We start from the raw sequence: 26043 nt of genomic DNA, 5'->3' as shown, positions 1-26043 counted from the left end.
GTCTCGATTCTCGGTGTCTGCTGTCGCGTTACGAGCTGATCGGGCTACTTACTGGAGGACGTAGATGACGAGGAACAGGCCGATCCAGACGACATCGACGAAGTGCCAGTAGTACGACACGACGATGGCGCTGGTGGCGTCCCGGTGGGTGAAGTTCTTGACGGCATAGGCGCGGCCGATCACGAGGAGGAAGGCGATGAGCCCACCAACCACGTGCAGGCCGTGGAAGCCGGTGGTCAGATAGAAGGCCGAGCCAAATGCATCAGAGTTCAGCCACACAAACTTGCTCGTGAGGAGCGAGTACTCGTAGATCTGGCCGACGACGAAGATCGCGCCCATCGCGTAGGTCACGAAGAACCACTCGATCATGCCCCACTCGGTGATCTTCCAGCTCTTGCGTCGCGGCTGCAGGCGCTCGGCCGCGAACACCCCGAACTGGCAGGCCACCGACGACAGCACGAGGATCGTCGTGTTCACCGCCGCGAAGGTGACGTCGAACTTCTCGGTGCCCATCGCCCACAACTCAGGTGAGGTCGACCGCAGCGTGAAGTAGATGGCGAACAGTCCGGCGAAGAACATCACTTCGCTGCCAAGCCACACGATCGTTCCGACGGCGACGACGTTGGGTCTGTTGATCGTGGGGGCGCTGAGCGATGCGGCGAGTGGGGTACTGGTCACCGTCACATTATGACCGATGTTTCTGGAGGTTCTTTGCGCTCGCCACGCGACTTTGCAGGTTTTCACTAGCATCGTCACATGTCTGTGACCCTGACCTGGCCGGCCGTCCTCACACGACTCATCGAGGGGCAGGATCTGTCGATCGCCGAGGCCACGTGGGCCATGGAACAGGTCATGGCGGGGGAGACGACCGACGCGCAGTTGGCGGCATTCCTCGTCGCGTTGCGCGTCAAGGGTGAGACGGTGGGCGAGATCGTCGGGTTCCGGGATGCGGCGCTCAGCCACGCGCATCCCGTCGCGATCGATCCCATGGTGCTCGACATCGTCGGCACCGGGGGAGACCCGTACGGGGCCGTCGTCAACGTGTCGTCCATTGCGTCCATCGTCGTCGCGGCGACGGGAGTGCCGGTCGCCAAGCATGGCAATCGCGGAGCAAGCTCGAAGTCGGGCGCGTCTGACGTCCTCGGCGAGCTGGGCATCAACCTCGCGCTCGATCCGGACGAAGTCGCCGACGTGCATCGCGAAGTGGGCGTGACGTACCTCAACGCTCAGGTTTTCCACCCAGGGTTCCGCCATGCGGGCCCGGCGCGGCGAGAGATGGGCGTGTCGACCGTCTTCAACATCCTGGGGCCGCTGGTGAACCCGGCCCGCCCGGAAGCGTCCGCCGTGGGGGTGGCCCATCTCGACCGCGTGCCGCTGATGGTCGGGGTCTTCCGCACGCGCGGAGCCACGGCGCTCGTGTATCGCGGCGACGACGGGATCGACAAACTCAGCGTGAGCGGCCACTCGCACATGTGGGAAGTGTCGAGGGGGTCGGTGACCGAGCACGACATCGACCCGCGCGAGCTGGGCTTGAGCTACCACCCCGTTGAGGCGGTGCTCGGTGGAGAGCCGGCCCACAATGCCGACATCGCCCGCCGGGTGCTTGCCGGCGAGGAGGGCGCCGTGCGCGACATCGTGTTGCTGAACGCCGCTGCTGGCCTCGTATCGTTCGGGCTCGCGCAGGACCCGTCCCAGATCACGCGACCCATCACTGAGCGGCTCGCGGAGCAGCTTGCCGTCGCCACCGAAGCGATCGACTCAGGCGCGGCGCAGGCGAAGCTCGCCGAGTGGGCCGCCGCAACACAGCGTTGACGCGAGGTCGCGGTTAGGCCCGTGCAGTCACGACTCCGGGGCCGTCCATAACGTCGAAGACCAGTTGCGTCTCGGTGTGGACGACGCCCGGGTGCTGTGTGATGTGCTCCAGCACGAGGTCGCGCAGTGTACTCGCGTCAGCAACGGCGACGTGCAGCAGGTAGTCGTCGGCGCCCGCAACGTGGAAGATGCGGATGACACCCGGGATTCGCCGCAAGCGCGCGTGAAAGGCGAGGACGCCGTCCCGGTCGTGGCTGCCGAGCCGCACCTTGATCACGGCCTGCATGGGGCGACCGACGGCGGCAGGGTCGATGTCCGCGCGGAATGCTCGGATGACGCCGCGATCTCGCAGGGCGCGCATCCGCTGTGTGCATGTTGACTCAGCGATCCCCGCCGCCTGTGCGAGCGCCGCGTTGGTAAGCCGTGCGTTCTGATCGAGAGCGGCGAGCAGTGCGCGATCGACCGCGTCGAGCGGGGTGCGCGGATTCTGCGGGTCGGAGACGTCAGCCACCACTCCAGCCTGCAGGTTCAGCGGCAATTTCTCCACCGCTCGCGGATTATTCGAACAACATTGATGGCTGCCGCGCCTTCGCCCAGACTCTCTTCATGCCGCTCGACACCGCCGTCGCCCCCGCCTCTCTCGACACCGTGGCTGTTCACGCCGGCCGCGCCGATCTCACGGGGCTTGGCGTGCACGCTCCGCCGCTCGACCTGTCATCGACCAATCCCCTCCCCGATATCGACACCGGGGGAGAGTCGTACGAGTCGATGGCCACGGGCGGGCACCCCACCGAGGGCGGCTCTGTCTACGCGCGGCTCTGGAACCCCACCGTGGCCCGCTTCGAGAGCGCGCTCGCCGAACTGGAAGGAACCGACGAGTCGGTAGCCTTCGCCTCCGGTATGGCGGCATTCTCGGCAGCCGTCACCGCGGCGGCGAGTCGCGGTGCGGGCCGGCACGTCGTCGCGGTGCGCCCGCTCTACGGCGGCACCGATCACCTGCTGGCCTCGGGGATGCTCGGGATCGAGACCACCTTCTGCTCACCTCACGAGGTGGCCGGGTCCCTTCGACCCGACACCTGCCTGGTCGTCATGGAGACGCCCGCGAACCCCACGCTCGAGCTCGTCGACATCGCGGCCGTCGTGGACGCGGCAGGGGAGCGCCCCGTCCTCGTCGATAACACGTTCGCCACACCCGTGCTGCAAAACCCCGCAGCGTTGGGGGCCGCCCTCGTGCTGCACAGCGCGACCAAATACCTCGGCGGCCACGGCGACGTCGTCGGCGGAGCGCTCGCGGTCAGCGCCGAGTGGGCAACCGCGATTCGCCCCGTGCGCGCGATCACCGGAGGAATCTTGCACCCGATGGCCGCGTACCTGCTCCATCGCGGCCTGCCGACGCTGCCCCTGCGGGTTCGCGCGCAACAGGCGACCGCCGCGCAGCTCGCCGCGAGGCTCGTCGAGCATCCCGCCGTCGCTCGTGTCTTCTATCCGACGGTCGACGGTGGCGATCCGGAGGGTCTCCTCGGCCGCCAACTGCGGGGGCCGGGCGCGATGCTCAGTGTCGACCTCGTCGGTGGTTACGCCGCCGCACAGAAGCTCACGCGTGGCCGTCGCTGGTTCACGCACGCCGTGTCGCTGGGCGGCGTCGATTCGCTGATTCAGCACCCGGCCTCGCTTACGCACCGGCCCGTCGCGCCCGAGGCGCGACCCGGTGCCGGCATCGTTCGCCTCTCCGTCGGGCTCGAAGGCATCGACGACCTGTGGGAGGACCTGGAGATCGGGCTCGGCTAGTCCGGCACCGCTCCTCTCACACGCCCTGTGCTATTGTCGGCGCCGTTGACACGGGGTGCCCGCCGCGCGGGCTGAGATCACACCCGTTGAACCTGATCTAGCTCGTACTAGCGAAGGGAATGTCGTTATGTCTGCGCACCAATCCGCCGTCCTCGTTGATCCGGAGAATGCCCTCGCCCTGCTGCGCTCCTCGCAGCCGCTCACGCAGTGCATCACGAACGCGGTGGTGACCAACATGACTGCTAACGCGCTGCTCGCGATCGGAGCCTCGCCCGCGATGTGCGACATACCGGGTGAGGCGGGCGTCTTCGCCCGCATTTCGGGCGGAGTGCTCGTGAATCTCGGGACGCCCACCGCCGAACAGCGCGACGCGGCGAGGGAGACCGTCGTCGAGAACGCCCGCTGGGTGCTCGACCCTGTCGCCGTGGGGGCCCTGCCCATACGCACCGCTCTCGCCGCCGAACTGCTCGCGCACCGTCCCGCGATCATCCGGGGGAACCCCTCTGAGATCATCGCGCTGGCGGGCGCGGGGTCGGGAGGGCGCGGCGTCGACAGCACCGACAGCCCCGACGATGCGCTGGACGCGGCCACACGACTCGCGGAAGAGACGGGCGCGGTCGTCGCCGTGTCCGGCGAGCGCGACCTGATCACCGACGGGCGACGCGCAGCTCGCGTATCCGGGGGTAGCGCACTCCTGACGCGAATCACGGGCGGCGGATGCTCGCTCGGCGCCGTCATGGCGGCTTTTCTCGCCGTTACCGATCCGTTCTCCGCGGCGGTGGCCGCGTCGGCGGTCTACGCCGTCGCGTCGGAGCGCGCGGAAGCGCGCGGAGTCGGGCCGGGCAGTTTCTCTCCGGCTTTCCTCGACGAGCTGGACGCTCTCACGCCGCGCGACTCCGCGCTCAGCGCGCGCGTCAGCGAGGGCATCGCGTCGTGACGGCGTCGACTGATCTGTCCCTGCATCTCGTCACGGCCGAGGGGCTTCCCACGGACACTCTGTGCGCGATCGTCGACGCCGCGGTCGACGGGGGAGTGACGATCGTCCAGGTGCGCGAGAAGACCGCGAGCGCGCGCGAGTTGATCGAGCGGACCGTGCGCGTTTCAGACACGGTCGCTGGCCGCGCTGCCGTGCTCGTCGACGACCGGGTCGACGTGGTGCTCGCCGCGAGGGACCGCGGAGCGCGGGTCGACGGCGTGCACCTCGGCCAATCGGATCTGCCGGTCGAGGTGGCGCGCCGCCTGCTCGGAGCAGAAAGCGTCATCGGACTCACCGCGAACACGGTGGATCACTTCGCCACCGCCGAAGCGTTGCGACCGGGCACCGTTGACTATCTCGGCGTCGGCGTGATCAGGCCGACCGCGACGAAGCCCGATCATCCCGCGCCGCTTGGCATCGACGGCTTTGCCGCACTGGTTGCCCGCACGAGCATCCCGTGCGTCGCGATCGGCGGCGTCCGACCCGACGACGTGGCCGGCCTCCGCGCGGCAGGCGCCGCGGGGGTCGCGGTCGTGTCGGCCATCGCCGGTGCGAGCGATCCACGCGCGGCCGCCCGCGCCTTCCGCGAGGCGGCACGCCGATGAGCGCCCGGCCGTCGCGTCCTCGCGTCCTCGCGATCGCCGGATCCGATCCGAGCGGCGGGGCGGGCATCCAGGCCGACTTGAAGTCGATCGCGGCATTCGGCGGCTACGGCATGGCCGCCATCACAGCGCTCACGGCACAGAACACGCGCGCCGTCGACGGCGTCCACGCTCCGCCGGCCGAGTTCGTGGCGGATCAACTCCGTGCGGTCTCCGACGACATTGCGGTCGATGCGGTCAAGATCGGGATGCTCTTCTCCGCTCCCATCGTGGAGGTCGTCGCCGAGTGGGTGCGGCGCACCCGCCCCGCCGTCGTGGTCCTCGACCCGGTCATGATCTCGACGAGCGGGCACCGACTGCTGGACGCTGCCGCCGAGCGGGCGGTGCTCGAGCTGGCACGTGCGGCGCACCTCATCACGCCCAACCTCGATGAGCTCGCGGCCCTCGTCGGCGCCCCTCGCGCTGCCTCGTGGTCGGACGCCCTCGATCAGGGACGGCGACTGTCGAGGCAAACCGGCGCGCGGGTCGTCGTGAAGGGCGGCCACCTCGCCGGTCCGAGCGCGCCCGATGCACTCGTCGACAGCGACGACGTGTACGAGGTGCCGGGGGAGCGGGTGGAGAGCCGCAACACCCATGGCACGGGTTGCTCGCTCTCGGCCGCTCTGGCAACAGTGCGGGCGGACGGCGCCACCTGGGAGGACGGACTCGTTCAGGTGAAAGCGTGGCTCACCGCCGCGATCCGCGCGGGGGAGGGGCTCGCCGTAGGCTCGGGCAACGGGCCGATCGATCACCTGCACGCGCTCGACCCGCGCACCTCTGCTGACCGCGAGAACGGGTCGTGGGCACGCAGCGCGTGGGATCGCGGTGCCGCCGTACGGGCCGACATTCTCGCTGTCTCGTTCGTCCGCGGATTGGCCGACGGCTCCCTATGCCGCGGGCACATGGCGGAATACCTCCGTCAGGACGCCCACTACCTGGCGGGTTACGGGCGCGTGCTGCGTCGCCTCGCCGAGCTCGCACCTACGACGGATGATCGAGAGTTCTGGGCGGCTTCGGCCGAGGGCGCGGACCTCGAGGTCGAGCGCCTGCACCGCCGCATCGTGGGCGAGGACGTCGGGATGCCCGCTCCGGTGACGGTGGGCTACCTCGACCACCTGGAACGCACGGCGGCCCGGGGCGACTATGCCGAAACGGTCGCGGCGGTGCTGCCGTGCTTTACGGTGTACGCGGACCTGGGCCGTCGCTTCGCGCCGATCGAGAGGGCGGGCCACCCGTACGCCGAGTGGCTCGATGCGTACGGTGACCCCCAGTTCTTGCGCACGAGCGCGCTCGCGGAGTCGGTCGCATCCCGCATCGCCGCTACAGCGAGTCACGAGCAGCGTCGGTCAATGGAGCGCGCCCACGACGTCTCGCTGATCTGGGAGAGGGACTTCTTCGACGAAGCCTGGCGCGGGACCGAGGTGTCCTCTGCGTACACCGCGACTGACCCCGGTCACGTCGGCTGAGCGGCCAGCGGGGGTGCCGAGCGGCGTCCGCCTCGCTGAGCGGCCGCCCCCGCGATGACGACGAGGGCGATCCCCGCGATCTGCGCGAGCCCCGGTACCTGCAGCAGCACGAGCATCCCGATGACGAGGCCGATCGCGGGCTCGACGGCCATGAGGGTGCCGAACGCGGTGGCCGTCATGCGGCGAAGAGCGACCATCTCGAGGGCGAAAGGCACGACGGGCACGAGAAGCGCCAGCCCAGCTCCGATGATGAGGTGCTCCAGCCGCAGCGAGCCGACCGCCTGGGGCACGCCGATGAGCGCGGCCGTGAGCGCGGCAATCGGGATCGTGATCGAGAGAGCGCGAATGCCGCTGAATCGGTCGCCCACCTTCTGCGTGAGCACGATGTAGATGCCCCAGCCGGTGCCGGCAAGGGCCGCAAACAGCACCCCGATCGGGTCGACGGTGTCGCGCCACGGCTCGGTCATGAGCACGACGCCCGCGAGGGCGAGCAGCGGCCACGCCAGCGCTCGACCGCTCGGTCGGCGCAGCGCGGCGACGGCGAGAGGACCGAGAAATTCGATCGCGACGGCGATGCCGAGGGGGATGCGCGCGAGAGCGGCAAGGAAGAACACCGTCATGAGGCCGGTCGCTACCCCCAGCCCAAGGAGCGGCAGCACGTCGCTGCGGCGGATCGATCGCAGGGGCGGCCGGGCGATCGCGACGAGGATGATCGCGCCGAGCGTCAGGCGGAGCCAGGCGGTGCCGCCGGCCCCCAGCTCGGGAATGAGCAGGGCCGCCGACAGGGCCGAGCCGAGTTGGATCATGAGCATCGCCGCGACGGCGAGCGTCCACGGGGGAGTGGCGGCGGTCGCGCGGGCCGCTCCCCGTTCGAGCACGCTCACGGGGCCGGCTCGAAGACGGTGAGGATGAACGTGACGGGTTCGCCGTCGGCGGGTCGGTAACTGTGGGGCCGATCTCCCGGAAAGCTCGCCGCGGCCCCCGCGCCGAGCCTGTGTCGGTCGCCGTCAACGATCAACTCGAGCGTGCCGGCGATAACGTGCACCAGCTCGCGCGCGCCCGTGGGGTGAGCGTCGCTGTCTCGCGTCTCTCCGGGGTGCATGGTCCAGGTCCAGAGCTCGAGCACGTCGGGGGTCTTCGCGCTGGCAAGCAGGGATGCGGTACCACCGGCGTCACCGCGCCACAGCACCGGAGCTGATCCCGCCGGGGAGACCGCCACGTCGCCAGCGCGCGGCGGCTCGACGAGTTCGGGAAGACCGAGACCGAGAGCCTGCGCAAGCCGCAACAGGGTGGCGACGCTGGGATTGGCGGATCCCTGCTCGACGTTGACGAGCATCCGCCGCGACACGTCCGCAGACGCAGCGAGCTGATCGAGCGTGAGCGACCGACGGATGCGTGCATCGCGCACGCGGGCACCGATCGCGGCGGCGAGTTCATCGGGGGCGCTGGCCGACGTGTCCATGAGTGCACTATACTGCACTTTAGGTGCACAATGCCGTCGACGCGCACGGGGAACCCGGGCCGATCTAGGCTCGGTGCCGTGCACTTCTTTCTAGGCGTCATCGATACCGTCAGCGGCTCGGCCACCTCCGACGAAGGGGCGGCCATCGACGCGGCACGACACGTGGCGGTCGCCGCATCGCGCGCATGCAATCGCCGCGTCGAGGTCCGGCCGCTGCTCGGACTCGCGGACTGAGTGCAGCGGCGCGGGGAGCGGCGCGAACGTCACTACCGGGGTCGAATCGCTCTTGATCTGACATAATGCAGATTATCGGATATTGGTCCTACTCGGCGATGCGCACCATTCGGGCCTCGAGAAACGTCGGCACCCGGTCGTCGGGCTTGACCGTTCCGTCGAATCGGAATCCGTTGCGGCGGTAGAACGCCTGAGCGCGCGGGTTGCGCTTTGCCACCCACCGAACCGTGTCATCCTCGTCGGTGACCACAGCATCCAGCAATTGCTGGCCGATGCCGGTTCCGTGGTGCTCAGCGAGCACGTACAGGGTGTACAGCTGGCGCCCGGCTCCGGTCGCCCGATCGGACTCATCGAGCGGTGGCCCGGACGATGCGAAGCCGATGATCTCGGCGTCGCGTTCCGCCACGGCGATGCGCTGCGTCGGAACCGTGGCGTCACCAGCAGTGGCGGTGCGGACCTCGTACGTCACCGCCGCACACTCGCGTCTGTCGAAACCAGTAAGCGATCTCGCGTGTGCGGACGGCCAATCAGGAACCACAGCAGCGGTCCGATGACCTGTAGAAAGACGACCAGGAGCAACCAGCCGACGAGGGCCAGGCTCGTGAGTCCGTCGCGGTGCCGGGAAATGGACACAATCGCGCAGACGAGCGGTATGACCACGATGAGGACGGCCATCGACCAGACGGCGTCGTAAAGCGGCGGGAGCACCAACTCCGCACCCGCAACGGGCGGCGGGAACTCGGTCACGCTCATCCGCCAAACTCCGCCATGTAGTAGACCGCCGTGTGGTTGCGACTGCACGCCGTGTGGATGGTGGTGACCGCGTCGTACGCGCTATCGAGTGCCATCCCGACGTCTCCCCCGAGTGTTGCCCGCACGCCGGCAAACACGTCCTTCAGTTCGGATTCCGCGGAGGCGGCGAGGGCGTCGAGGTCGGCCGTGGCGAGCGCGATGCGCTCGCTCCACTCGTCTTCATCTACGGCGTTGTAGTAGCGGTAGCCGTGATCCGCATTCGACAGGGCGCTCACGATGGGAACGAACGCAGCGCAGTCCGCACCGATCGACGCGTCGGTCAGGAACGGCATCGGCGAGAACGCCGGCGTCAGCGTCCACGATGCCTCGTCATGGACGAAGATGCGCAGGGCCGAGCGGAACGACTCGGTAATAGGCCAGACGAATTCGCTGGTGGAGGAGCACTCGCCGCGGTGCGAACCCGCGGTGGCCTCCAGCATGGTGCCGAACTCAATGGCGAACGCGCCGGGGCCTTCGCAGTCGAACTCGATGCGGAACGAGTTTGATCCTTCGGGAATGTCGAGCATGATCGGCTTTTCGAGCGTCGGCCCCACGCCGGTCAGCACGGACGGCGTCGCGTCGATGATTTCGAGGATCGGCGCCTCGCCCGTCGGGTCGGACTCGGCGGTGTCCACTCCCCCTGCGCATGCCGCCATGACGAGCGCTGCCGCAGCGACAGTGGATGCGACAGCGACGCGTCGATGCTGAGCAGAACGCAGAAAAAGTGTGAGCATGCCCCGACTCTAGGGGTAGTCGTTGCCCGTGACCAGACCTTTCTCCCCCGACACGCCGTAGCGGCGAACCGCCGGCCTCCCCCACGCAAACCACCTGAGTGCGCCGATGGGCCCAGCGATGATGACGATGGCGACCCACGCCATGAGCGTCGAGTCGCGCATCCACTGTCGATGGGCGTGCAGCGGGGTGAGCGCCCACAGCCCGGACGCGAACACCACGATCAAGAGGCCAGACACCGGCGAGTCGAAAAACGGCGGGATGCTCGCCACGGCGAGTTCCGTGTCGTAGCTTCCCGGCGCATCCATGTCGCGATTTCAGCGCGTGACGCTGAAAAGTACCCGCGTGCCGATTGGCACAGGAGCCCCGCGGTGTGCTCTAGTTGCGCGCGGAGGGGAGTATCCCCGCACTCGACGTCGCCTCGTCACCACGGTTCGCAATCGAACCCGGGGCCACGGACCGGTTCGCCGGTTGGGAGAGACCTCCTGATCATCACCCGCGTGTCGGGTGGTCAGGAGAACTGCACCATGGACGTCGCTCTCTGGGTCTGGTTCGCCGTCATCGGCGCCATCATCGCTTTGCTCGCGATCGATCTGTTCGCGCACCGAAAGGCGCACGTCATCGGCGTGCGCGAGGCCGCTCTCTGGAGCCTCTTCTATATCGTCGTCGGCGTCATCTTCGGCGGCATCGTGTGGGCGGTGTGGGGCGCCGAGTTCGGCCAGCAGTACTACGCCGGGTACCTCATCGAGAAGTCGCTCTCGGTCGACAACGTCTTCGTCTGGGCGATCATCTTCACCTTCTTCGGGGTGCCGCGGCAGTATCAGCACCGCGTACTGTTCTTGGGCGTGTTGGGCGCCCTCGTATTCCGCGGGATCTTCATCGGCGTGGGCGCCGTGCTCATCAGCCAATTCGGTTGGGTGCTGTACATCTTCGCGGCCTTCCTCATCTACACGGCCATCACGATGATCGTGAAGCGTAACGACCACATCGACGTCGCCAACTCGAAGGTGATGCGGTGGTTCCAGCGCGTGACCCCCATGACCGACGCGTATTACGGGCAGAAATTTGTGATCCGTCGCGCGGGCGTCGTCTACGCCACTCCCCTGCTCGCCGTGCTCGTGCTCGTCGAGGTGAGCGACATCATTTTCGCTGTCGACTCGATTCCCGCGATCTTTGGCGTGAGCCAGGAGGCGTTCATTGTATTCACCGCCAATGCGTTCGCCATCCTCGGGCTGCGAGCGCTGTACTTCCTGCTTGCCGACCTCATTCACCGTTTTGTGTACTTGAAGATCGGGCTCGCGGTCGTCCTGCTGTGGGTGGGTGCAAAGCTTGCCCTGATCGACGTGCTGCACGTGCCGACCGCCATATCACTGGCCGTCATCGCTCTGATCCTGACCACTGCGATCGTGGCGAGCATCGTGAAGACGCGTGGCCAGGGTCGCCACGCGCCTGGGGTCGACCAGGCTCCGCCGTTCCGCGAAGCCACCGACGACGAGCTGGCGAGCGCCGAGGCAGTGTTCGGTCGCAAAGAGTTGACGCGTTCCTGACGCGTCAGACGGACCTCGCCGCCAGCCGAATCAGGTCGGGGAGGTGCGCGGGCTCGAACGGCTCGGTACCCGACTCAAGGTCGTCCGCTGTCGCCCAGCGGTGCGCGGTCACGTCGACGTGCTCGTCGGGCGTCCAGTTCGCATTCGACGGTTCGAAACGTTCCGCGACGCGAAGAACGTAGTACACGGCGTGACCCCGATCGTGATCGGCTTCGTCCCAGCGCACATCGAAATCGAACGAGTGGATGCTCGCGCCCACGTTGTCGACTTCCAGCCCCGTCTCCTCGAACAGCTCGCGCACCGCGGCCTGAGCGTGCGTTTCTCCGGGGTCGACCCCGCCGCCCGGCGTGATCCACCGCGCGAAGCGCGACGAGTCGGGAGCCGCGGTGAAGAACAGCAGCGCGGCTCCATCGGATGCGACCACGAGGATGCGGGAGGTGCGTCGCAGGCCGGGCGTCGGCCCCATGACTATTCGCCTGCGTACTCGGTGAAGTAGCTGACGTCGCCCACGAGGCGCGTGTTGTCCGCCGGTACGGGTTCGACGGCGGCGAGCGCGACTTCCGCGGCGAACTCTGAGACGTTGTAGAGCTTGCCGGCCGCTTCCTTCCGCGTCTCGATGGCGCCGGGACGCGCGCGTTCCAGCAGCGTCGCGGTGATGGTGCCTTCGATCATGTCGCCGGACACGACGGTGAAGCCGATCCCTCGCTCCGCGAGGTCCGCGATGCGCTCGCGCAGAGCATCCTCGCCCGCACGCTTCGAGAGCGCGACCGCCTCGTATTCCGGCATGGTCGGAACGGTGCGGATGAAGTGTGCCTGGTGGCTCGTGACGAACACGACGCGGCCGCCCTCGCCCATCAGCGCGGTTCCCTGCTCGAGCACGTTCACCTGCGCATCGCGGTTGAGGCGCAGAGCGTAGTCCTCGCCCATGTTCGACTCCATCCCACCGGAGGCGTTCAGCACGAGGACGTCGAGCGAGCCGAAGCGATCGCGGATCGTGTCCATCATCGCGGCGACGGACTCCGGATCGGTGAGGTCGGCTCCGACGGCGATCGCCGCGGTTCCCTGCTCGGCCAGCTCCGCGACGAGCTTGTCGGCGCGCGGCGCCTTCGAGCGGTAGTTGATGACGACGTTGGCGCCCGCCGCCGCGAAGTAGCGGACGGTGTCTGCGCCGATGCCGCGCGAGGATCCCGTGACGAGGGCGGTCTTGCCGGCGAGTGCGCCAGCGGGAAGTGGACTGTTCACGGGTTCCGAGCGTACCGGGTGCTGATGTTCGGCTGCGCGTCGGTGTGTGCTGATAGCGTGCCAAAAGCACCGTTTGACAGCACGCGACGAAGGGGCGCCACGATGCTGCTGGACCTCACCCAGTACCTGTGGATCATGTGGCTCGTCTTCGTGCTGATCTGCGTGATCATCGAGTTGCTGACCCTGGAATTCACCTTCCTCATGATCGCGGCCGGTTCGCTGATCGGTGGGCTCGGCGCCGACCTGCTCGGGTTGCCCTGGTGGGCGCAGATCGTGCTCGCCGCGGTGATCGCGGGCAGCCTGCTGTTCACCATCCGCCCGCTACTGCTCAAACGCCTGAAGTCGGGCGGCGACCCCACCAAGAGCAACATTGACGCCCTGTACGGGATGCGCGCACGGGCAACCAGCGACATCACGGACGGCGGCGGCTTCGCTCGGCTGGCAAACGGAGAAACGTGGTCGGCGCGACGTGCGCCCGATCACGAACACACGACCATCGCGGAGGGCGCACGACTCGTCGTCACCCGCGTCGACGGGGCGACCGTGGAGGTTGCGCCAGAAGAAAGGACTGAGACCGAATGATCGGCCCATCCGAATTCATCGGGCAGCTGTTCGTCATCGCCCTGCTCGTCGTTCTCGCGATCTTCGTGATCGTGGTGATCGTCCGCGCGATTCGCATTGTTCCCCAGGCCTACGCCGGTGTCGTTGAACGCCTCGGCCGCTACCACAAGACACTGCAGCCGGGTCTGAACATCCTGGTGCCGTTCATCGACCGCATGCGACCTCTGGTCGACATGCGCGAGCAGGTCGTGTCGTTCCCCCCTCAGCCCGTCATCACGGAGGACAACCTCGTCGTTTCGATCGACACGGTCGTCTACTTCCAGGTGACGGATGCCCGTGCCGCGACCTACGAGATCGCGAACTACCTCGCCGCGGTCGAGCAACTGACCACGACGACCCTGCGTAACGTCGTCGGTGGCCTGAACCTCGAAGAGGCGCTCACGAGCCGCGACAACATCAACGGTCAGCTCCGCGTCGTGCTCGACGAGGCGACCGGCAAGTGGGGCATTCGCGTCAACCGTGTCGAGCTGAAGGCGATCGACCCGCCCGTGTCGATTCAGGACTCAATGGAGAAGCAGATGCGCGCCGAGCGGGACCGCCGCGCGGCGATCCTCACGGCCGAGGGTACGAAGCAGTCGCAGATTCTGGAGGCAGAAGGTCGCCGACAGGCCGAGATCCTGAAGGCCGAGGGTGACGCGAAGGCCCAGGTGCTGCGGGCCCAGGCCGAAGCCGAGGCCATCCAGACGGTCTTCGACGCAATCCACAAGGGCGACCCCGACCCGAAGCTGCTGGCGTACCAGTACCTGCAGACACTTCCGAAGCTTGCCGAAGGCGACTCGAACAAGATGTGGATCATCCCGAGCGAGCTGACCGAGGCGCTGAAGGGAATCGGGCAGGGCTTCTTCTCGCCCAAGGGTGAGCACCGCACTCCCCCGAGCGCGTAGCGCCCTGTGGCGAGCGAACTGCCCTACTTCGCTCCGGCGAGGCCGCGTGTGCTGGCGCACCGCGGCCTCGCCGTTTCCGCTCCAGAAAACACGCTGCTCGCGTTTCAGCACGCGCTCGAGGCCGGTGCCGACCACATCGAGACCGATGTGCACGCGAGTAGCGACGGGCACGCGATCGTCGCGCACGATGACGACCTCAGCCGGGTCGGTGGCGTCGACGTGCGCGTGGATGGCCTCACCGCGACGGAGCTGGCCCGGCTCGACCTCGGCGCCGGGCAGCACGTGCCGACACTCGCCGAAGCGCTGGATGCCTTCCCCGACGCATTCTTCAACATCGACCTCAAGTCACCCGGCTCCATCGAACCGGCCGTCGCCGCCATTCGCGCAACCTCGGCTGAACAGCGTGTGCTGGTGACGAGCTTCAGCGAGCGGCGCCGCGCGGCCGCGCTACGGCTGCTTCCCACGGTGGCGACCAGTGCATCCGGGCCCCGTTTTGCGATGGCACTCGCCGCCACAGTCCTCCGGGCCACTCCCCTGGTGCGCCGGGCCCTGCGCGGCCTGCACGCCGTGCAGATCCCCGAGCGCGCCCTCGGGCTCACGACGGTGACTCCCGCGCGCATCGCCGCCTTCCACGCCGCAGGCGTCGAGGTGCACGTGTGGACCGTCAATGAGCCGTCCGACATGGAGCGGCTCCTTGACCTCGGCGTTGACGGAATCGTGACCGACCGCGCCGATCTCGCGCTCGCTGTCGTGGCGAGCCGCGCCTGACGCCCTCGTCGGCGACGGCCGCGCCGGGACTGTCAAAGTTCTGGGAACACAGCGCCTTCGTCGTCGGTTCTCATCTGCCGGGCCTATACCTTTACATGGAATCGTTCCGGACGGTGACAGGAGGTGCACGATGGCTGATCGAACCCTTCGCGGCATGCGACTCGGCTCGCAGAGCGTGCAGAGCGAGGACGGCGTCGAGTTTGCCGATCGTCAGCGCGCTCGTTTCCGCACGGCCGATGGCGAAGAATTCGAGGTGATCTTTGCCGCCGACGCCGAGCTCCCTGACCTGTGGGAGTCGCCGAAGTCCGGCAAAGAGGGCCGCCTGCTCACCCCCGATGGCACGCCCATCGAAAGTGACGAGGGCGAGCAGAAGGCCGCGCGCACCCACTGGGACATGCTGCTCGAGCGCCGCACCCGCGACGAGCTCGAGGAGCTGCTCCAAGAGCGTCTCGAGTTGCTACGCGCGCGCCGTGGCGGCGGCGAAAAGATCGGCGCGTAACGCCGACGCTAGATGTCCCACCCCGTGAGGCGGCGCCGTCCGCCTCGGGAGGCGATGCCCCAGGCCGTCACGCGGCCGAGCGCTTCAGCGACGATTCCCGCGTGCATCTTCGACCGGCCACTCGCACGTTCGACGAACGCGATCGGATGCTCGCGCACCACGCCCCCGGACTGCTCGACGCGCCAGGCGAGCTCCACTTGGAAGCAGTACCCCTGGCTGGATACGTGCGCACGGTCGATGCCAGAGAGCGCGGCCACGCGGTAGACCCGGAAACCGGCCGTGATGTCCTTGATCCGGGACCCGAGCATCCGCCGTGCGTAGCTGTTGCCCGCCCGCGAGATCGCCCGTCGGAACCATGGCCAGTTCACCACCGAGCCGCCCGGGACCCATCGTGAGCCGATGACGAGGTCGGCACCGCTCGTGTGTGCGAGGGTGAGCATGGCGGGAAGTTCGGCGGGATCATGTGAGCCATCGGCGTCGATCTCCACGACACGGGCGTAACCCCGGTCGGCCGCCACCGCGAAACCGGCGAGGTAGGCGCTTCCGAGGCCGTCTTTGGCCGCACGGTGTAGGACATCGACGCGCCGGTCGGCTACGGCGAGTTCGTCGGCGATGGCTCCCGTTCCGTCGGGTGAGGCGTCGTCGACGATGAGGATGTCGGCGTCGGGGACGGCGACGCGGATGCGCGCGATGATCGAGCGCAGGCTGTCGGCCTCGTTGTACGTGGGCACGACAATCAGGCAGTCGGCCCCCGAGGCGGCGGGTGGCGTCATGCGGTCGCGGCTCCATGCCGGGGGCGGGCCAGCACGGCCGCGCTCGTGATGGTCACCACCGTGAAGAGGATCACGAGCCACTCGAGTGTGCGGCCGAGCGCGTGTGCGGGGGTCGTCGTGTTGCTCAACGGCACCTCAGCAACCATCGTTCCCGGCTCGAACAGCGGGAGATCGACGATGGTCGACCCGTCCGGCGCGATGATCGCGCTCGCCCCAACCGTGGATGCGTTCACCAGTGCGCGCCCCGCCTCGACCGCGCGGAGGCGCGCGATGGCGAGCTGCTGCACGCTCTGGTCGGTGACGCCGAAGTCGGCATTGTTGGTCGGCGAGATGATGACCTCGGCCCCCTCGTCGATCATCTGCAGAAAGAGGTCGTCAGCGACGATATCGAAACAGATGGCGATGCCGGCGATGACGCCATCGATGTCGAAGACCGTGTCGCGCTGGCCGAAGGCGAAGTCGCGCGGCACGAGGTCGAAGAGGTCGGGGGCGAGCGGGTAGAAGAACTCGCGCGCTGGCAGGTACTCCGCAAACGGCACCGGGCGAATCTTGTCGTATTGGTCGACCGCGCCTTCGCCGGTGCGCCACATCAGCTGGCTGTTGAAGGTCTTGTCGCCGGCAACCGTGATCGTGCCGACGAGTAGTGGTGCGTTCACCTGCTCGGACACGATGTCCATGACCCCGGCGGCGTATTCGCTCCGCAGTGGGTCGAGATCACTGGCGTTTTCTGGCCACACGAGCATGTCGATGCCCTCCCGCCCAAAGAGCGGGCGGGTGGCGTCGTAGTGTGCCTGCAGGATTTCGCCTCGCTCGTAGTCGGCGAAGAGTCCTGAGTTGGAGTTGCCCTGCACAGCCGCGATCGTCGTGGTGCCGATGATCGTGACGGGGAACGCCGGCCACACCAGGAGGAGAACGGCGAACGCAGCAGGCACGGATGCCCGCTCTGCTCGCGACCGGCGTGCCTCGACGAGCGCGGCAACCGTCATCGCCACGAGCGCCGCGATCAGGAAGCTGAGCGCGGAAAAGCCCGTCCACGCAACGAGGGGCGACAGCGGGCCTTCCGCCTGACTGTGGGCGAGCCTCCCCCAGGCGAAGCCGCCGAAGGGGAACACGCTGGAGACGGCCTCGCGGACCATCCAAGCGCCGCCGACTACGAGCGGTGTCAGCACCAGGCGGCCCGCGGTGCCGGGCCACGCGCGCGGGACCCAGCGCCAGGCGAGCGCAATGAGCGCGCCGCCGAGAGCGGTGAAGAACACCTGGGCGAGCGTGAGGGCGAGCCACGGCACGGGACCGAGGTAGGCGGTGAGCCAATCGATGAGAGCACCGTAGTAGGCGAATCCGCTGACCGCGCCGATGATCAGGCCCCCGCCCACTGTTCGGCCGCGGAGGGCCCATAGGACGAGTCCGAGCCCGGGTAGCAGCATCGGCCACCAGCCCGGGTCGGGGTAGGCGAGGCTCATGAGCCAGCCACCGAGCACGGCGGCGAGCAGGGCGACGCCGATGCGCGGCCCCGGGCGGGTCGTCGGGTTCAGATCAGGCAACGGAACTGTAGGCGACGATTCCGCGTCGCACGGAGTCGAGGGCTGTACGGGCTGTGCGACCGACTTTCCCGTCGGCAACGAGCGAGATCTGGTCGAGGAGGTCGATGGTCTGCTTGCACCAGCGTACGAAGTCCCCCGCGGCGAGGTCGGCGTCGCGCAACACCACGTCGAGCGCGGTACCCTGTGCCCACTTCTGCATGGGCAGAGCCAGCGATGTTGCGAGAGGGTCCGTGCCGGGCAGGCGGTGCTCGCGTTCCAGATCGTCGAGTCGAGCCCAGAGCTCTTGTGTGCGCTCGAGTGCGGGACGGAAGGCCCCGCGCGGGAGCGCATACTCGGGGGCCTGTCCGTCGTCGCGTCGCGCTTCGAACACGATCGCGCACGCCATGGCGGCGAGCCCCGCGGCATCGAGGTCGCGCCAGAGGTCGCGACGCAGTGCCTCGGCGACGAGCAGGTCGCGTTCACCGTAGATGCGCCGAAGCGCGCGACCGTGGGCCGACAGGCCGAGCCTGCCGTGGTCGTCATCGACGAGGTAGCCGAGTTCGCCCAGCACGTCGGTGACCCGATCGAACACCTGCGCAACGGCCCCCGTGCGCCCCTGAATCTGGCGGCTCACCTTGTCGCGTTCGTGTTTCAGGCGCCAGTAACGCTCCGCCCAGCGCGAGTGGGCCTCCCGATCGGCGCAGCCATCACACGGATGCTTGCGCATCCGCGTTCTGACGCCCTCGATCTGTTTCTGTCGACGGTCACGCTCGGCACGCGCGCCACGCGCATCCGACGACCGCTGACGCTCCAGATCGCTCAGTTCACGGCGGAGCGACGAGTACTGGCGGAAGTCGCCGAGGTGGCACTCCATGGCGCGGGCGTAGCCGTCGAGCGCCTCGTCGTGCTTGCGGACCGTGCGCGCGAGGTCGACGACGGCGCGGTCTGCCTGGAACTGCGCGAACGAGCTTTCGAGAATCTCGCGCGTGCGCGGGCGGCCAAATTGCTCGATGAGGTTCACGGCCATATTGTAGGTCGGGCGGAACGAGGAATTCAGCGGATAGGTGCGCCGGGAGGCGAGCGAGGCGACGGCCTGCGGGTCGAGCCCCGAGGCCCACTGAATGACCGAGTGCCCCTCGACGTCGATGCCGCGGCGGCCAGCCCGGCCGGTGAGCTGGGTGTACTCCCCCGGCGTGATCGGCACGCGCGCCTCGCCGTTGAACTTCTCGAGCTTCTCGAGCACGACGGTGCGGGCGGGCATGTTGATGCCGAGCGCGAGTGTCTCGGTGGCGAAAACTGCCTTCAACAGCTTCTTCTGGAAGAGCTCTTCGACGACCTCCTTGAAGGCGGGGAGCAGGCCGGCATGGTGGGCGGCGACCCCCCGCTGTAGGCCGTCGAGCCACTCCCAGTAGCCGAGCACGGCGAGGTCGTCATCGCGCAGTGTGCGGCAGCGCTCTTCGACGATCTGGCGAATTTCTTCCCGCTCGTGGGCGTCGGTCAGGCGCACGCCCGAGCGCAGCACCTGCCGAACGGCCTGATCGCAGCCCATGCGGCTGAAGATGAAGAAGATCGCGGGAAGGAGATTCTTGCCGTCGAGCAGCTGCACGATCTCGGCGCGCGACATGCGGCCCTCGTCACGGCCACGGTGTGCCTGCCAGCGGCTGGGGTGCTTGCGCCCGCGCCCGCCTCCCTGCTGCGAATAGCCACCCGCCCTGGCCAACTGCACGAGCTCGGGATTCACCCGATTGGTGGCCGCGCGGCCGGACGAGTCGAACAGGTCGACCATCTTTGAGCGCACGATGACGTGCTGCTCGAGCGGCACCGGGCGCACCTCCGAGACGATGACGTCCGTGTCTCCCCGCACGGCCTGCAGCCAGTCGCCGAACTCCTCCGCGTTCGACACCGTGGCCGACAGCGAGATGAGACGTACCGACTCGGGTAGGTGGATGATCACCTCTTCCCACACGGCGCCGCGGAAGCGGTCGGCGAGGTAGTGCACCTCGTCCATCACGACGTAGGCGAGGTCGGTGAGCAGGTCGGAGTCGGCGTAGAGCATGTTGCGCAGCACCTCGGTCGTCATGACGACGATGCGGGCGGTCGCGTTGATGTTTGTGTCGCCGGTCAGCAACCCCACCTCGCTGGCCCCGTATTGGGCCACGAGTTCGGTGTACTTCTGGTTGCTCAACGCCTTCATCGGCGCGGTGTAGAAGATCTTCGCGCGCGCGTCGAACATCGCGAGGAAGACGGCGAATTCCGCGACAATCGTCTTGCCGGCGCCCGTGGGTGCCGCAACCAGCACGCTGCGGCCCTCTTCCAGCGTGCGACAGGCGGCCGCCTGGAAGGGATCGAGATCGAACGTCAGCTGGTCACGGAAGGCCCGCAGTCGCGGCAGCTGGCGTAACGCTCGGGCCTCTTCGTATCGCTCGGCCGGTGACCTGACGTCAGTCATCAGAAGACGCTAGTCCGTACTCGTCGGCCAGCGTCGCCTCCTTGCGGGCAATGCGACGGTCGTTGAAGGCAGCCACCGCGCACGCGGCGAAGTACAGGCCGACGAGCGGAATCGCCAACAGCACCATCGAGAGCACGTCAGCGGCGGGCGTCGCGAGCGCCGTGAAGGTGGCGATCGCGAGTATCGCCCAGCGCCACGCCTTCAACATCGCCTGGGCGCTGACGACGCGGGCGAAGTTGAGCAGCACCAGCAGGAGCGGGAGCACGAATCCGACCCCGATGGCGAGGATGAACTTCACCGCGAAGTCGAGATAGATGCGCGCTTGGAGAAGTGTCGCGGAGTCACTAAAGGCGAACCCGGTGAGCAGGGTGACGATGTTCGGAAACACCAGCCATGCGGCGACGCAGCCGCTGATGAACAGTGGTGCGCCGGCGACCAGGAATCCGACGGCGTAACCCTTCTCGTTCTTGTGCAGCGCAGGCACGATGAAGGCCCAGAGCTGGTAGAGCCACACCGGTGATGCCACCACGATTCCGACCAAGAACATAATGATGAGGTGGGTGTCGAACGCCTCGCCGACCGTGACGTACGTGAGTGAAGCATCCCGGTCTTGCTCTTCCGCGATGCGCAGAACCGGCTCGCTGAGCGCTGCCCAGATCGGGTCGACAAGCCACCAGCCACCAATCGCGGCGATGATGATCGCCACACCGGCGATCGTGATGCGCTTGCGCAGTTCGACCAAGTGCTGGCCGAGGGTCATGCGGCCCTCGGGATTCCGGGACCGCGTCGGGCGGTCGCTCACCGCCCTACTTGCTGGTGGCGGAGTCGGGACCGTCGGTCGCCGCGTCGGTGCTCTCGGCGGTCTGATCGCGCTCTGCCGCCTCGGCGTCCTTGCCGGCCTTCACTTCCTTCTTGAAGATCGTCATGGACTGGCCCAGGCTCTTGGCGAGCTGCGGAAGCTTCGGAGCGGCGAAGAGGAGCAGGATGACCAACAGCAGAATGAGGCCGGTCCAGCCGGAGAGTTGGGGCATTCAGCTCACGTCCTTCGTGTGCGGGGGTGCGAGGTGGTCACGAGTCTAACCGGCGATTCTGTGCGGCAATGGCGCGTTCGGCCCAGTGTCGGGCTTCCGTCGCCGCCTCCGGCGTGACGATGTGCCCAGCGCCGACGAGCCGGGCCGCAAGTCGCCCCACCTTCGTGACGTTCGAGAGCTCCACCGTGGCGCGTACGCGGCCTGGGTCACCGTCGACCGGGCGCACGTCGTCGGGTAGGTAGTCGGCGACCAGCGGAAGTGCCGCCTCGTGCAGTTCGAACTCGACACGCACGGCGCCCGCCGCCCCGCCACTGAACAGGCTCGCCGGGTCCGCCGTCGACGCGGGATGCTCATCTGCCGTGCCCGCGGATCGAACGTTCGCGATCCGGTCGACCCGGAACGTTCGCTCGGCACCGCGCGTCAGGCACCAGGCGCGCAAGTACCAGACCCCGTCGATCGAGTCGAGACGGATGGGATCGACGAGACGTTCCTCGCGGTCACCGTCGCCGCTCACGTAGTCGAGCGCGAGCCGGAGACCCGCGGACTGAGCACGCCGCACCTCCTGCAGCGTCTCGCTGGAGTCGCCCGGTGCGACAGCGACGGGAGCAACGCCGGAGGCCGAGCCGCGCGCGAGCTTCTCGCGCAGCGCCCAGAGGTCGTCGCGCTCGGCGTAGTCGGGCAGCGCCATGATGGTCTGCAACCCCGCGATGAGAGCCGCAGCTTCGCGACCCGATAACCGGGGCTGCTCGGTGAGCGGCGCCTGGCGGAAGCGGATGATCGACTGCTCCTCGAACTGGTCCCAGTCGATGTCGAACATGCCGGAGCCCGGCAGCACACTGCCGCTGGCGTCGGGCACGCCGCTCACCGCGATGAGTTCAACCGCGCGTCGGATGCGCTCTGGCGTCGTACCGAAGTGGTCGGCGGCCTCGTCCACCGAGACGCTCACCTGGTCGATGAGGTACGGCACGAGGGCGAGGAGGAACGCGAGACGGTCGGTGCTCGTGCCGCCTGCGTCGCGACGGTCAGCCATGGGAGCCTGCCACGTGCATCCACCGGTCGAGGACCGCGTCGACCAGGACCCGAGGGCTCACGACCTGCACCTCGTCGCCGAATCCGGCGAGTTCGTCAGCCAGCAACTGGAAATCGGTGGTGTGCACCACGAGTACGTCGCCGTCGACCTCTGTGCCAGCCCGATTGCGGAGAACCACGTCGGCCTCGCTGCCGGGGGTCACGGAGACGGTCGCGCGCTGCTGCGTCCACAGCGTGCGCAAGTCGGCGAGGGCGCGCTCGGCGGCGTCGCTGGCGGGCTCGCGCGCCACGTCCGTGCGCAGGCGAACGCCCCCCACGATGCGCTGCAGGAGGAAGGTTCGCTCGCCCCCCTTGCCCTCGTCGAAGCCCTGCAGGTGCCAGCGTCCTTCGTGCTGCACGAGCGCCTGGGGTGACACGCGCCGATGCTCGGGTCGAGCATCCCCCGGTTTCAGGTAGTGGAATTCGACCTGACGGCCCCGACTGATCGCGAGGGTGAGCGGCGCGTGCGCCCGGTCGTGCGCGCGCAGTGTCGGGGCGACCCCGATGACGGTGGCGCCGACCGCGACGCCGAGGCCGCGCAGCTTCGTGAGGGCGCGGCGAGAATCGTCACTCAGCGAGCCCTCTCGCCAGACCTGCCCGGCGAGCCCCAACAGTGCGAGCTCTTCCGAACTGAACGTGATGTCGTCGGGAAGGGGGTACTCGGCCCGCGATACTCGATAGCGTTGCAGCTTCGTGTCGCCGTCGGCGCCCGGCTGGTCGAACGTCTCGAGCGGGATGCCGAGCTCGCGCAGGTCATCCTTGTCCCGCTCGAACTGCCGCTCGAGGCTCGCATTGTCCCCGCCGGGCACAAACCGTGCGCTGTAGCCCTCGACGGTCGACAGGATCTGGGTCTTGGTGAGCCCCGTCTCGGTCGCGATGAGCGCGAGCACGAGACTGAACTGCCGCTCTTCGGCTGAGACGCGGCGGCCGGAGGCATCAGCGGTCACGCTCGCCATCCTAGAACGCGATGGCTGCTCAGCCGCGGTCCTCAATGCCGAGAACGTCGACGACGAACACCATCGTGCTGCCCTCCGGAATCGACGCGGGTGCCTGCCCCGAGGGGTAGCCGAGTGACGGCGGGATCACGACGACCACCTGCGAGCCGACCGTCTGACCGACAAGAGCCTCGGCAAGACCCGGAACGATGCCATTGGGGTCGTCGAGGAAGCTCGTCGCGGGGAAGGTCGCGGGTGCGCCGCGCTCCCAGCTCGAGTCGAACACGCGCTCGGTCTCCCACACGAGGCCGGTGTAGTGCATGACGACGCTGTCGTCGGCGGCAACCTCGGCGCCGCCTCCCCGCGTCAACACGTGGGCGACCAGCTCGTCGGGCGCGTCCTGGTTGGGAATCGTCACGCCGGGGCGCCCGTCGGGGGCCGTCACCACGGCGGGTACGCCGTTCGCGCCGAGCTGCGGGGTGCCCGTCGCGCGGCCGAGGTACGCCGCCTCGATGTCGAGCACGAGCACGACGGCGTCACTGTCGTCGAGCCCGAGGGCGGGGTCGAGCGTGCCGGCCCCGAACACGTCGGCGATCGTGCCGGTCGCCGCAATACGCGAGCCGACCTGAGCGCACTGCACGACCTCGGCGAGGATGTCCATGTCAGCGCCAGCCGTCCGGCGCAACGGGCTGCTCGTGTCGTCGTACGCGCTCTGGGTGATGAGTTCACCGTCGACACCGGAGTACAGGCTCACCTGGAAGTCGACGACCTGACCTTCTGCGATCGTGTCACCCTCCCCCTCCACGAGCACGGCCTGCTGGGCGCCCTGCGTCCGCAGCGGGGTCGGGAAGCTCACGTCCGGCGCGCTCGACACGGGCCCGGAGGCGCGCACAAATGTGGGCGATTCACCGCTCGGGATGGCCGGCTCGCATGCGGCGGAACCGCCCAGCGGCGCGCACGCTGTCAGCGTGGCGAGCAGGGCCGTCGAGACGATGAGCGCGGGAACAGTGCGCACGAGACCTCTTTCGTCGAGTTGGGCGTTCTTCACTCTAGTGCGCCGTCGGCTGACCGCTTCGCGGTCGACTGCGCCTGCCGCGCGGCTTTTCGCAGCCGCTTCGCGCTCGCCTGACGTTCGCCGACCGCGCCCGGCGTCCAGAGCTCGACGTCCTCGTCGCTCGCCTCGGTCTTGGAGCCGCGACGGGCCTTGGAGAACGTGGGTGATCCGTCGGCGAGGCGGCGCGCCGTGATGAGGAAGCCGGTGTGGGCAACCATGCGGTGGTCGGGGCGGACAGCAAGGCCATCGAGGTGCCAGCCGCGCACCATCGTCTCGTTGGCGAGCGGCTCGGTGAACCGGCCGAGATCGCGCATGGCTTCGGCGACGCGCGACAGCTGCGTGACGGTCGCGACGTAGCACAGCACGACTCCCCCGGGCACAAGCGCGTCGGCGACGGAGTCCAGACACTCCCAGGGCGCGAGCATGTCGAGCACAGCGCGGTCGGCACTTCCCGCGTCCACCACGGTGGGCAGCTGCTCTTGAAGGTCGCCGAGGGTGATGCTCCAGTTGTCGACCCGGCCGCCCATGAAGGTCTCGACGTTGCCGCGGGCGATGTCGGCGAACTCCTCGCGGCGCTCGAACGAGAACAGGTGCCCCTCGGGGCCGATCGCGCGCAGCAGCCACGTCGATAGAGCCCCCGAGCCGACGCCCGCTTCGATTACACGCGCGCCCGGGAAGATGTCGGCGGCGCCGAGAATCTGGGCCGCATCCTTCGGGTAGATGATCGCCGCGCCGCGCGGCATCGACATGACGAAGTCGGTCAGCAGAGGGCGGAGCGCCAGGTAGGCGACACCGGCAGAGTTTTCGACCACGCTTCCGTCGGGTAGCCCGATCAGGTCCTCGTGGGCGAGGGCACCGCGATGCGAGTGGAACGAGCCTCCCGGTTGCAGGGTGACCGTGTTGAGGCGCCCCTTCGGGTCGGTGAGCTGCACCTGGTCGCCAACCCGGAACGGCCCGCGACGCCGTGCGGCGCTCATCGGTGCCCCTCCGCGGCCGGGCGGAATCCGTGGTGAGCGTTCAACACGGCGGTGAGATCGGCGATGGTGCGCCCCTCTAGGCTCGGCCACAGCACGTGCGTCGGCCCCTCCTGAAGCGCCAGGTGCAGCGGGGCGCCGATCGCGGCGGCGCCGGAACTGATAGCCGAGGCGAGCCCGAACTGCGAGTCTTCAATCGCGACACAGTGGCTGATCTCGACGCCGAGCCGCTCGGCTGCGGTCAGATACGGCTCGGGGTGGGGCTTCTCGTGCTCCACGTCGTCGCCGCCGATCACCACGTCGAAGGTGCCGGGCCCGATGGCGTCGGCGACGCGAAGCGCCATGCGTCGCATCGACATCGTCACGAGCGCGATCGGGATGCCCGTGTCGCGCAGGCGCTCAATCAGTTCGCGGGCGCCCGGTCGCCAGGGAACCGCAACGTCGATCTGCGTCAGCACCTCGTCGGTCAGGCGGTCAATGATCTGCTGCACCTCGAGGTCAACACCCGCGCGCTGCAGGATCACCGCCGAGTTTTCGAGGCCAGAGCCGACGAGCTGCATGGCGTCCTCGGTCGACCAGGAGCCGCCAAAGGACTCGACGAGGGCGACCTCCGCGGCCATCCAATACGGCTCGGTGTCGACAATGGTGCCGTCCATATCCCACAGCACGGCGGCGGGACGGTCGAAGGGCTGGCTGGCGCTGGTCACGACGCACGAGTCTAGTTGCGTTCTATCCTGGGGGACGCTCCGGTGAGCATCCGGAGCCCAAGGGAAAT

31 protein-coding genes and 1 riboswitch are annotated in these 26043 nt (G+C 68.2%); of the genes, 11 read left to right on the top strand and 20 right to left on the bottom strand.

The annotated features are described in order from the left end of the window. Positions 1-48 precede the first annotated feature (48 nt). A complete protein-coding gene (locus CPY97_RS07670; protein WP_231923881.1) occupies positions 49-678 on the bottom strand; it encodes a cytochrome c oxidase subunit 3 in 630 nt (209 codons plus the stop codon). 78 nt (positions 679-756) lie between these two features. Here CPY97_RS07670 and trpD point away from each other — a divergent pair, with 78 nt between their 5' ends. Then, positions 757-1812 carry an anthranilate phosphoribosyltransferase gene (gene trpD, locus CPY97_RS07665; RefSeq protein ID WP_096421588.1) on the top strand — a complete coding sequence of 352 codons (1056 nt, stop codon included), beginning with the start codon at positions 757-759 and terminating at the stop codon, positions 1810-1812. Positions 1813-1825: 13 nt separating this feature from the next. Here trpD and CPY97_RS07660 read toward each other — a convergent pair whose 3' ends face one another. Continuing rightward, positions 1826-2323 carry an Lrp/AsnC family transcriptional regulator gene (locus CPY97_RS07660; protein ID WP_173826873.1) on the bottom strand — a complete coding sequence of 166 codons (498 nt, stop codon included), beginning with the start codon at positions 2321-2323 and terminating at the stop codon, positions 1826-1828. 95 nt (positions 2324-2418) lie between these two features. Between CPY97_RS07660 and CPY97_RS07655 the strand changes: the two genes are divergently transcribed. The 4 genes from CPY97_RS07655 to CPY97_RS07640 all read left to right on the top strand — a co-directional run bounded on the left by CPY97_RS07655 (position 2419) and on the right by CPY97_RS07640 (position 6683). Then, a complete protein-coding gene (locus CPY97_RS07655; RefSeq protein ID WP_096421584.1) occupies positions 2419-3600 on the top strand; it encodes a trans-sulfuration enzyme family protein in 1182 nt (393 codons plus the stop codon). 41 nt (positions 3601-3641) lie between these two features. Beyond that, a riboswitch (TPP riboswitch) is annotated at positions 3642-3737 on the top strand. Then, positions 3728-4537 (top strand): hydroxyethylthiazole kinase, encoded by an 810-nt coding sequence (thiM, locus tag CPY97_RS07650; protein ID WP_096421582.1) that lies wholly within the window; start codon positions 3728-3730, stop codon positions 4535-4537. Its footprint overlaps the riboswitch before it by 10 nt. Then, a complete protein-coding gene (gene thiE, locus CPY97_RS07645) occupies positions 4534-5181 on the top strand; it encodes a thiamine phosphate synthase (protein WP_096421580.1) in 648 nt (215 codons plus the stop codon). Before thiM ends, thiE begins: the two co-directional genes overlap by 4 nt. After that, entirely contained in the window at positions 5178-6683 is a 1506-nt protein-coding gene (locus CPY97_RS07640) for a bifunctional hydroxymethylpyrimidine kinase/phosphomethylpyrimidine kinase (protein WP_096421578.1), read from the top strand. The genes thiE and CPY97_RS07640 overlap by 4 nt, the downstream gene beginning before the upstream one ends. On the opposite strand, the gene CPY97_RS07635 is transcribed toward CPY97_RS07640, so the two are convergent. Both CPY97_RS07635 and CPY97_RS07630 read right to left on the bottom strand, forming a co-directional pair. Beyond that, the gene (locus tag CPY97_RS07635) at positions 6671-7567 is read right to left on the bottom strand and encodes an EamA family transporter (RefSeq protein WP_419866099.1); all 897 of its coding nucleotides are present in this window, start codon (positions 7565-7567) and stop codon (positions 6671-6673) included. The two genes, CPY97_RS07640 and CPY97_RS07635, sit on opposite strands and share 13 nt — an antisense overlap. Further along, on the bottom strand, positions 7564-8145 hold the full coding sequence (locus tag CPY97_RS07630; RefSeq protein WP_096421576.1) for a helix-turn-helix domain-containing protein: 582 nt from the start codon (positions 8143-8145) through the stop codon (positions 7564-7566). Before CPY97_RS07630 ends, CPY97_RS07635 begins: the two co-directional genes overlap by 4 nt. Before the next feature lie 78 nt (positions 8146-8223). On the opposite strand from CPY97_RS07630, the gene CPY97_RS13455 reads away from it, so the two are divergent. Continuing rightward, complete coding sequence (locus CPY97_RS13455) at positions 8224-8379, top strand: hypothetical protein (RefSeq protein WP_161494097.1); 156 nt, start codon at positions 8224-8226, stop codon at positions 8377-8379. A gap of 88 nt (positions 8380-8467) precedes the next feature. Here the strand turns inward: CPY97_RS13455 and CPY97_RS07625 are convergent, their stop codons facing one another. The 4 genes from CPY97_RS07625 to CPY97_RS07610 are packed head-to-tail and all read right to left on the bottom strand — an operon-like array spanning position 8468 to position 10211. Continuing rightward, the gene (locus CPY97_RS07625; RefSeq protein ID WP_231923880.1) at positions 8468-8848 is read right to left on the bottom strand and encodes a GNAT family N-acetyltransferase; all 381 of its coding nucleotides are present in this window, start codon (positions 8846-8848) and stop codon (positions 8468-8470) included. Further along, on the bottom strand, positions 8845-9132 hold the full coding sequence (locus tag CPY97_RS07620) for a PLDc N-terminal domain-containing protein (protein WP_096421574.1): 288 nt from the start codon (positions 9130-9132) through the stop codon (positions 8845-8847). The genes CPY97_RS07625 and CPY97_RS07620 overlap by 4 nt, the downstream gene beginning before the upstream one ends. Beyond that, the gene (locus CPY97_RS07615; protein ID WP_150129224.1) at positions 9129-9905 is read right to left on the bottom strand and encodes a hypothetical protein; all 777 of its coding nucleotides are present in this window, start codon (positions 9903-9905) and stop codon (positions 9129-9131) included. The genes CPY97_RS07620 and CPY97_RS07615 overlap by 4 nt, the downstream gene beginning before the upstream one ends. 9 nt (positions 9906-9914) lie before the next feature. Next, positions 9915-10211, bottom strand: coding sequence for a hypothetical protein (locus tag CPY97_RS07610; protein WP_096421570.1), 297 nt, complete (start codon positions 10209-10211; stop codon positions 9915-9917). A gap of 219 nt (positions 10212-10430) precedes the next feature. Between CPY97_RS07610 and CPY97_RS07605 the strand changes: the two genes are divergently transcribed. Further along, on the top strand, positions 10431-11450 hold the full coding sequence (locus CPY97_RS07605) for a TerC family protein (protein WP_096421568.1): 1020 nt from the start codon (positions 10431-10433) through the stop codon (positions 11448-11450). Positions 11451-11454: 4 nt separating this feature from the next. Here CPY97_RS07605 and CPY97_RS07600 read toward each other — a convergent pair whose 3' ends face one another. Next, entirely contained in the window at positions 11455-11916 is a 462-nt protein-coding gene (locus CPY97_RS07600) for an NUDIX hydrolase (RefSeq protein ID WP_096421566.1), read from the bottom strand. 2 nt (positions 11917-11918) lie between these two features. Beyond that, on the bottom strand, positions 11919-12692 hold the full coding sequence (locus CPY97_RS07595; RefSeq protein ID WP_096421564.1) for an SDR family oxidoreductase: 774 nt from the start codon (positions 12690-12692) through the stop codon (positions 11919-11921). A gap of 102 nt (positions 12693-12794) precedes the next feature. Between CPY97_RS07595 and CPY97_RS07590 the strand changes: the two genes are divergently transcribed. The 4 genes from CPY97_RS07590 to CPY97_RS07575 all read left to right on the top strand — a co-directional run bounded on the left by CPY97_RS07590 (position 12795) and on the right by CPY97_RS07575 (position 15464). Next, positions 12795-13274, top strand: coding sequence for an NfeD family protein (locus tag CPY97_RS07590; RefSeq protein ID WP_096421562.1), 480 nt, complete (start codon positions 12795-12797; stop codon positions 13272-13274). Beyond that, positions 13271-14197, top strand: a complete 927-nt coding sequence (locus CPY97_RS07585; RefSeq protein ID WP_096421560.1) for an SPFH domain-containing protein — start codon at positions 13271-13273, stop codon at positions 14195-14197. The genes CPY97_RS07590 and CPY97_RS07585 overlap by 4 nt, the downstream gene beginning before the upstream one ends. A 6-nt stretch (positions 14198-14203) precedes the next feature. Then, positions 14204-14965 (top strand): glycerophosphodiester phosphodiesterase family protein, encoded by a 762-nt coding sequence (locus tag CPY97_RS07580; protein WP_173826872.1) that lies wholly within the window; start codon positions 14204-14206, stop codon positions 14963-14965. 130 nt (positions 14966-15095) lie between these two features. Continuing rightward, positions 15096-15464, top strand: coding sequence for an RNA polymerase-binding protein RbpA (locus tag CPY97_RS07575; protein WP_096421558.1), 369 nt, complete (start codon positions 15096-15098; stop codon positions 15462-15464). An 8-nt stretch (positions 15465-15472) separates the two neighbouring features. Here CPY97_RS07575 and CPY97_RS07570 read toward each other — a convergent pair whose 3' ends face one another. The 10 genes from CPY97_RS07570 to CPY97_RS07525 are packed head-to-tail and all read right to left on the bottom strand — an operon-like array spanning position 15473 to position 25975. Beyond that, entirely contained in the window at positions 15473-16237 is a 765-nt protein-coding gene (locus CPY97_RS07570) for a polyprenol monophosphomannose synthase (RefSeq protein ID WP_096421556.1), read from the bottom strand. Then, on the bottom strand, positions 16234-17778 hold the full coding sequence (lnt, locus tag CPY97_RS07565; RefSeq protein WP_096421554.1) for an apolipoprotein N-acyltransferase: 1545 nt from the start codon (positions 17776-17778) through the stop codon (positions 16234-16236). The genes CPY97_RS07570 and lnt overlap by 4 nt, the downstream gene beginning before the upstream one ends. Beyond that, the gene (locus CPY97_RS07560) at positions 17771-20206 is read right to left on the bottom strand and encodes a DEAD/DEAH box helicase (RefSeq protein ID WP_096421552.1); all 2436 of its coding nucleotides are present in this window, start codon (positions 20204-20206) and stop codon (positions 17771-17773) included. The genes lnt and CPY97_RS07560 overlap by 8 nt, the downstream gene beginning before the upstream one ends. Further along, complete coding sequence (gene tatC / locus CPY97_RS07555; protein WP_231923879.1) at positions 20199-21008, bottom strand: twin-arginine translocase subunit TatC; 810 nt, start codon at positions 21006-21008, stop codon at positions 20199-20201. Before tatC ends, CPY97_RS07560 begins: the two co-directional genes overlap by 8 nt. A gap of 4 nt (positions 21009-21012) precedes the next feature. Then, positions 21013-21237, bottom strand: coding sequence for a twin-arginine translocase TatA/TatE family subunit (locus CPY97_RS07550; RefSeq protein ID WP_096421548.1), 225 nt, complete (start codon positions 21235-21237; stop codon positions 21013-21015). A gap of 37 nt (positions 21238-21274) precedes the next feature. Next, on the bottom strand, positions 21275-22267 hold the full coding sequence (locus CPY97_RS07545; RefSeq protein ID WP_096421546.1) for a helix-turn-helix transcriptional regulator: 993 nt from the start codon (positions 22265-22267) through the stop codon (positions 21275-21277). Then, positions 22260-23261, bottom strand: a complete 1002-nt coding sequence (locus CPY97_RS07540) for a WYL domain-containing protein (protein WP_096421544.1) — start codon at positions 23259-23261, stop codon at positions 22260-22262. The genes CPY97_RS07545 and CPY97_RS07540 overlap by 8 nt, the downstream gene beginning before the upstream one ends. Positions 23262-23280: 19 nt before the next feature. Further along, a complete protein-coding gene (locus tag CPY97_RS07535; RefSeq protein ID WP_096421542.1) occupies positions 23281-24288 on the bottom strand; it encodes an FKBP-type peptidyl-prolyl cis-trans isomerase in 1008 nt (335 codons plus the stop codon). Beyond that, positions 24285-25271, bottom strand: a complete 987-nt coding sequence (locus tag CPY97_RS07530) for a tRNA (adenine-N1)-methyltransferase (protein WP_096421540.1) — start codon at positions 25269-25271, stop codon at positions 24285-24287. The genes CPY97_RS07535 and CPY97_RS07530 overlap by 4 nt, the downstream gene beginning before the upstream one ends. Continuing rightward, entirely contained in the window at positions 25268-25975 is a 708-nt protein-coding gene (locus CPY97_RS07525; RefSeq protein WP_269457816.1) for an HAD family hydrolase, read from the bottom strand. Before CPY97_RS07525 ends, CPY97_RS07530 begins: the two co-directional genes overlap by 4 nt. Positions 25976-26043 lie beyond the last annotated feature (68 nt).

Origin of the sequence: Microcella alkaliphila (genome assembly GCF_002355395.1) — a bacterium.
GTDB classification, from domain to species: Bacteria; Actinomycetota; Actinomycetes; order Actinomycetales; family Microbacteriaceae; genus Microcella; species Microcella alkaliphila_A.
This window is presented reverse-complemented; position numbering and strand designations above follow the sequence as displayed.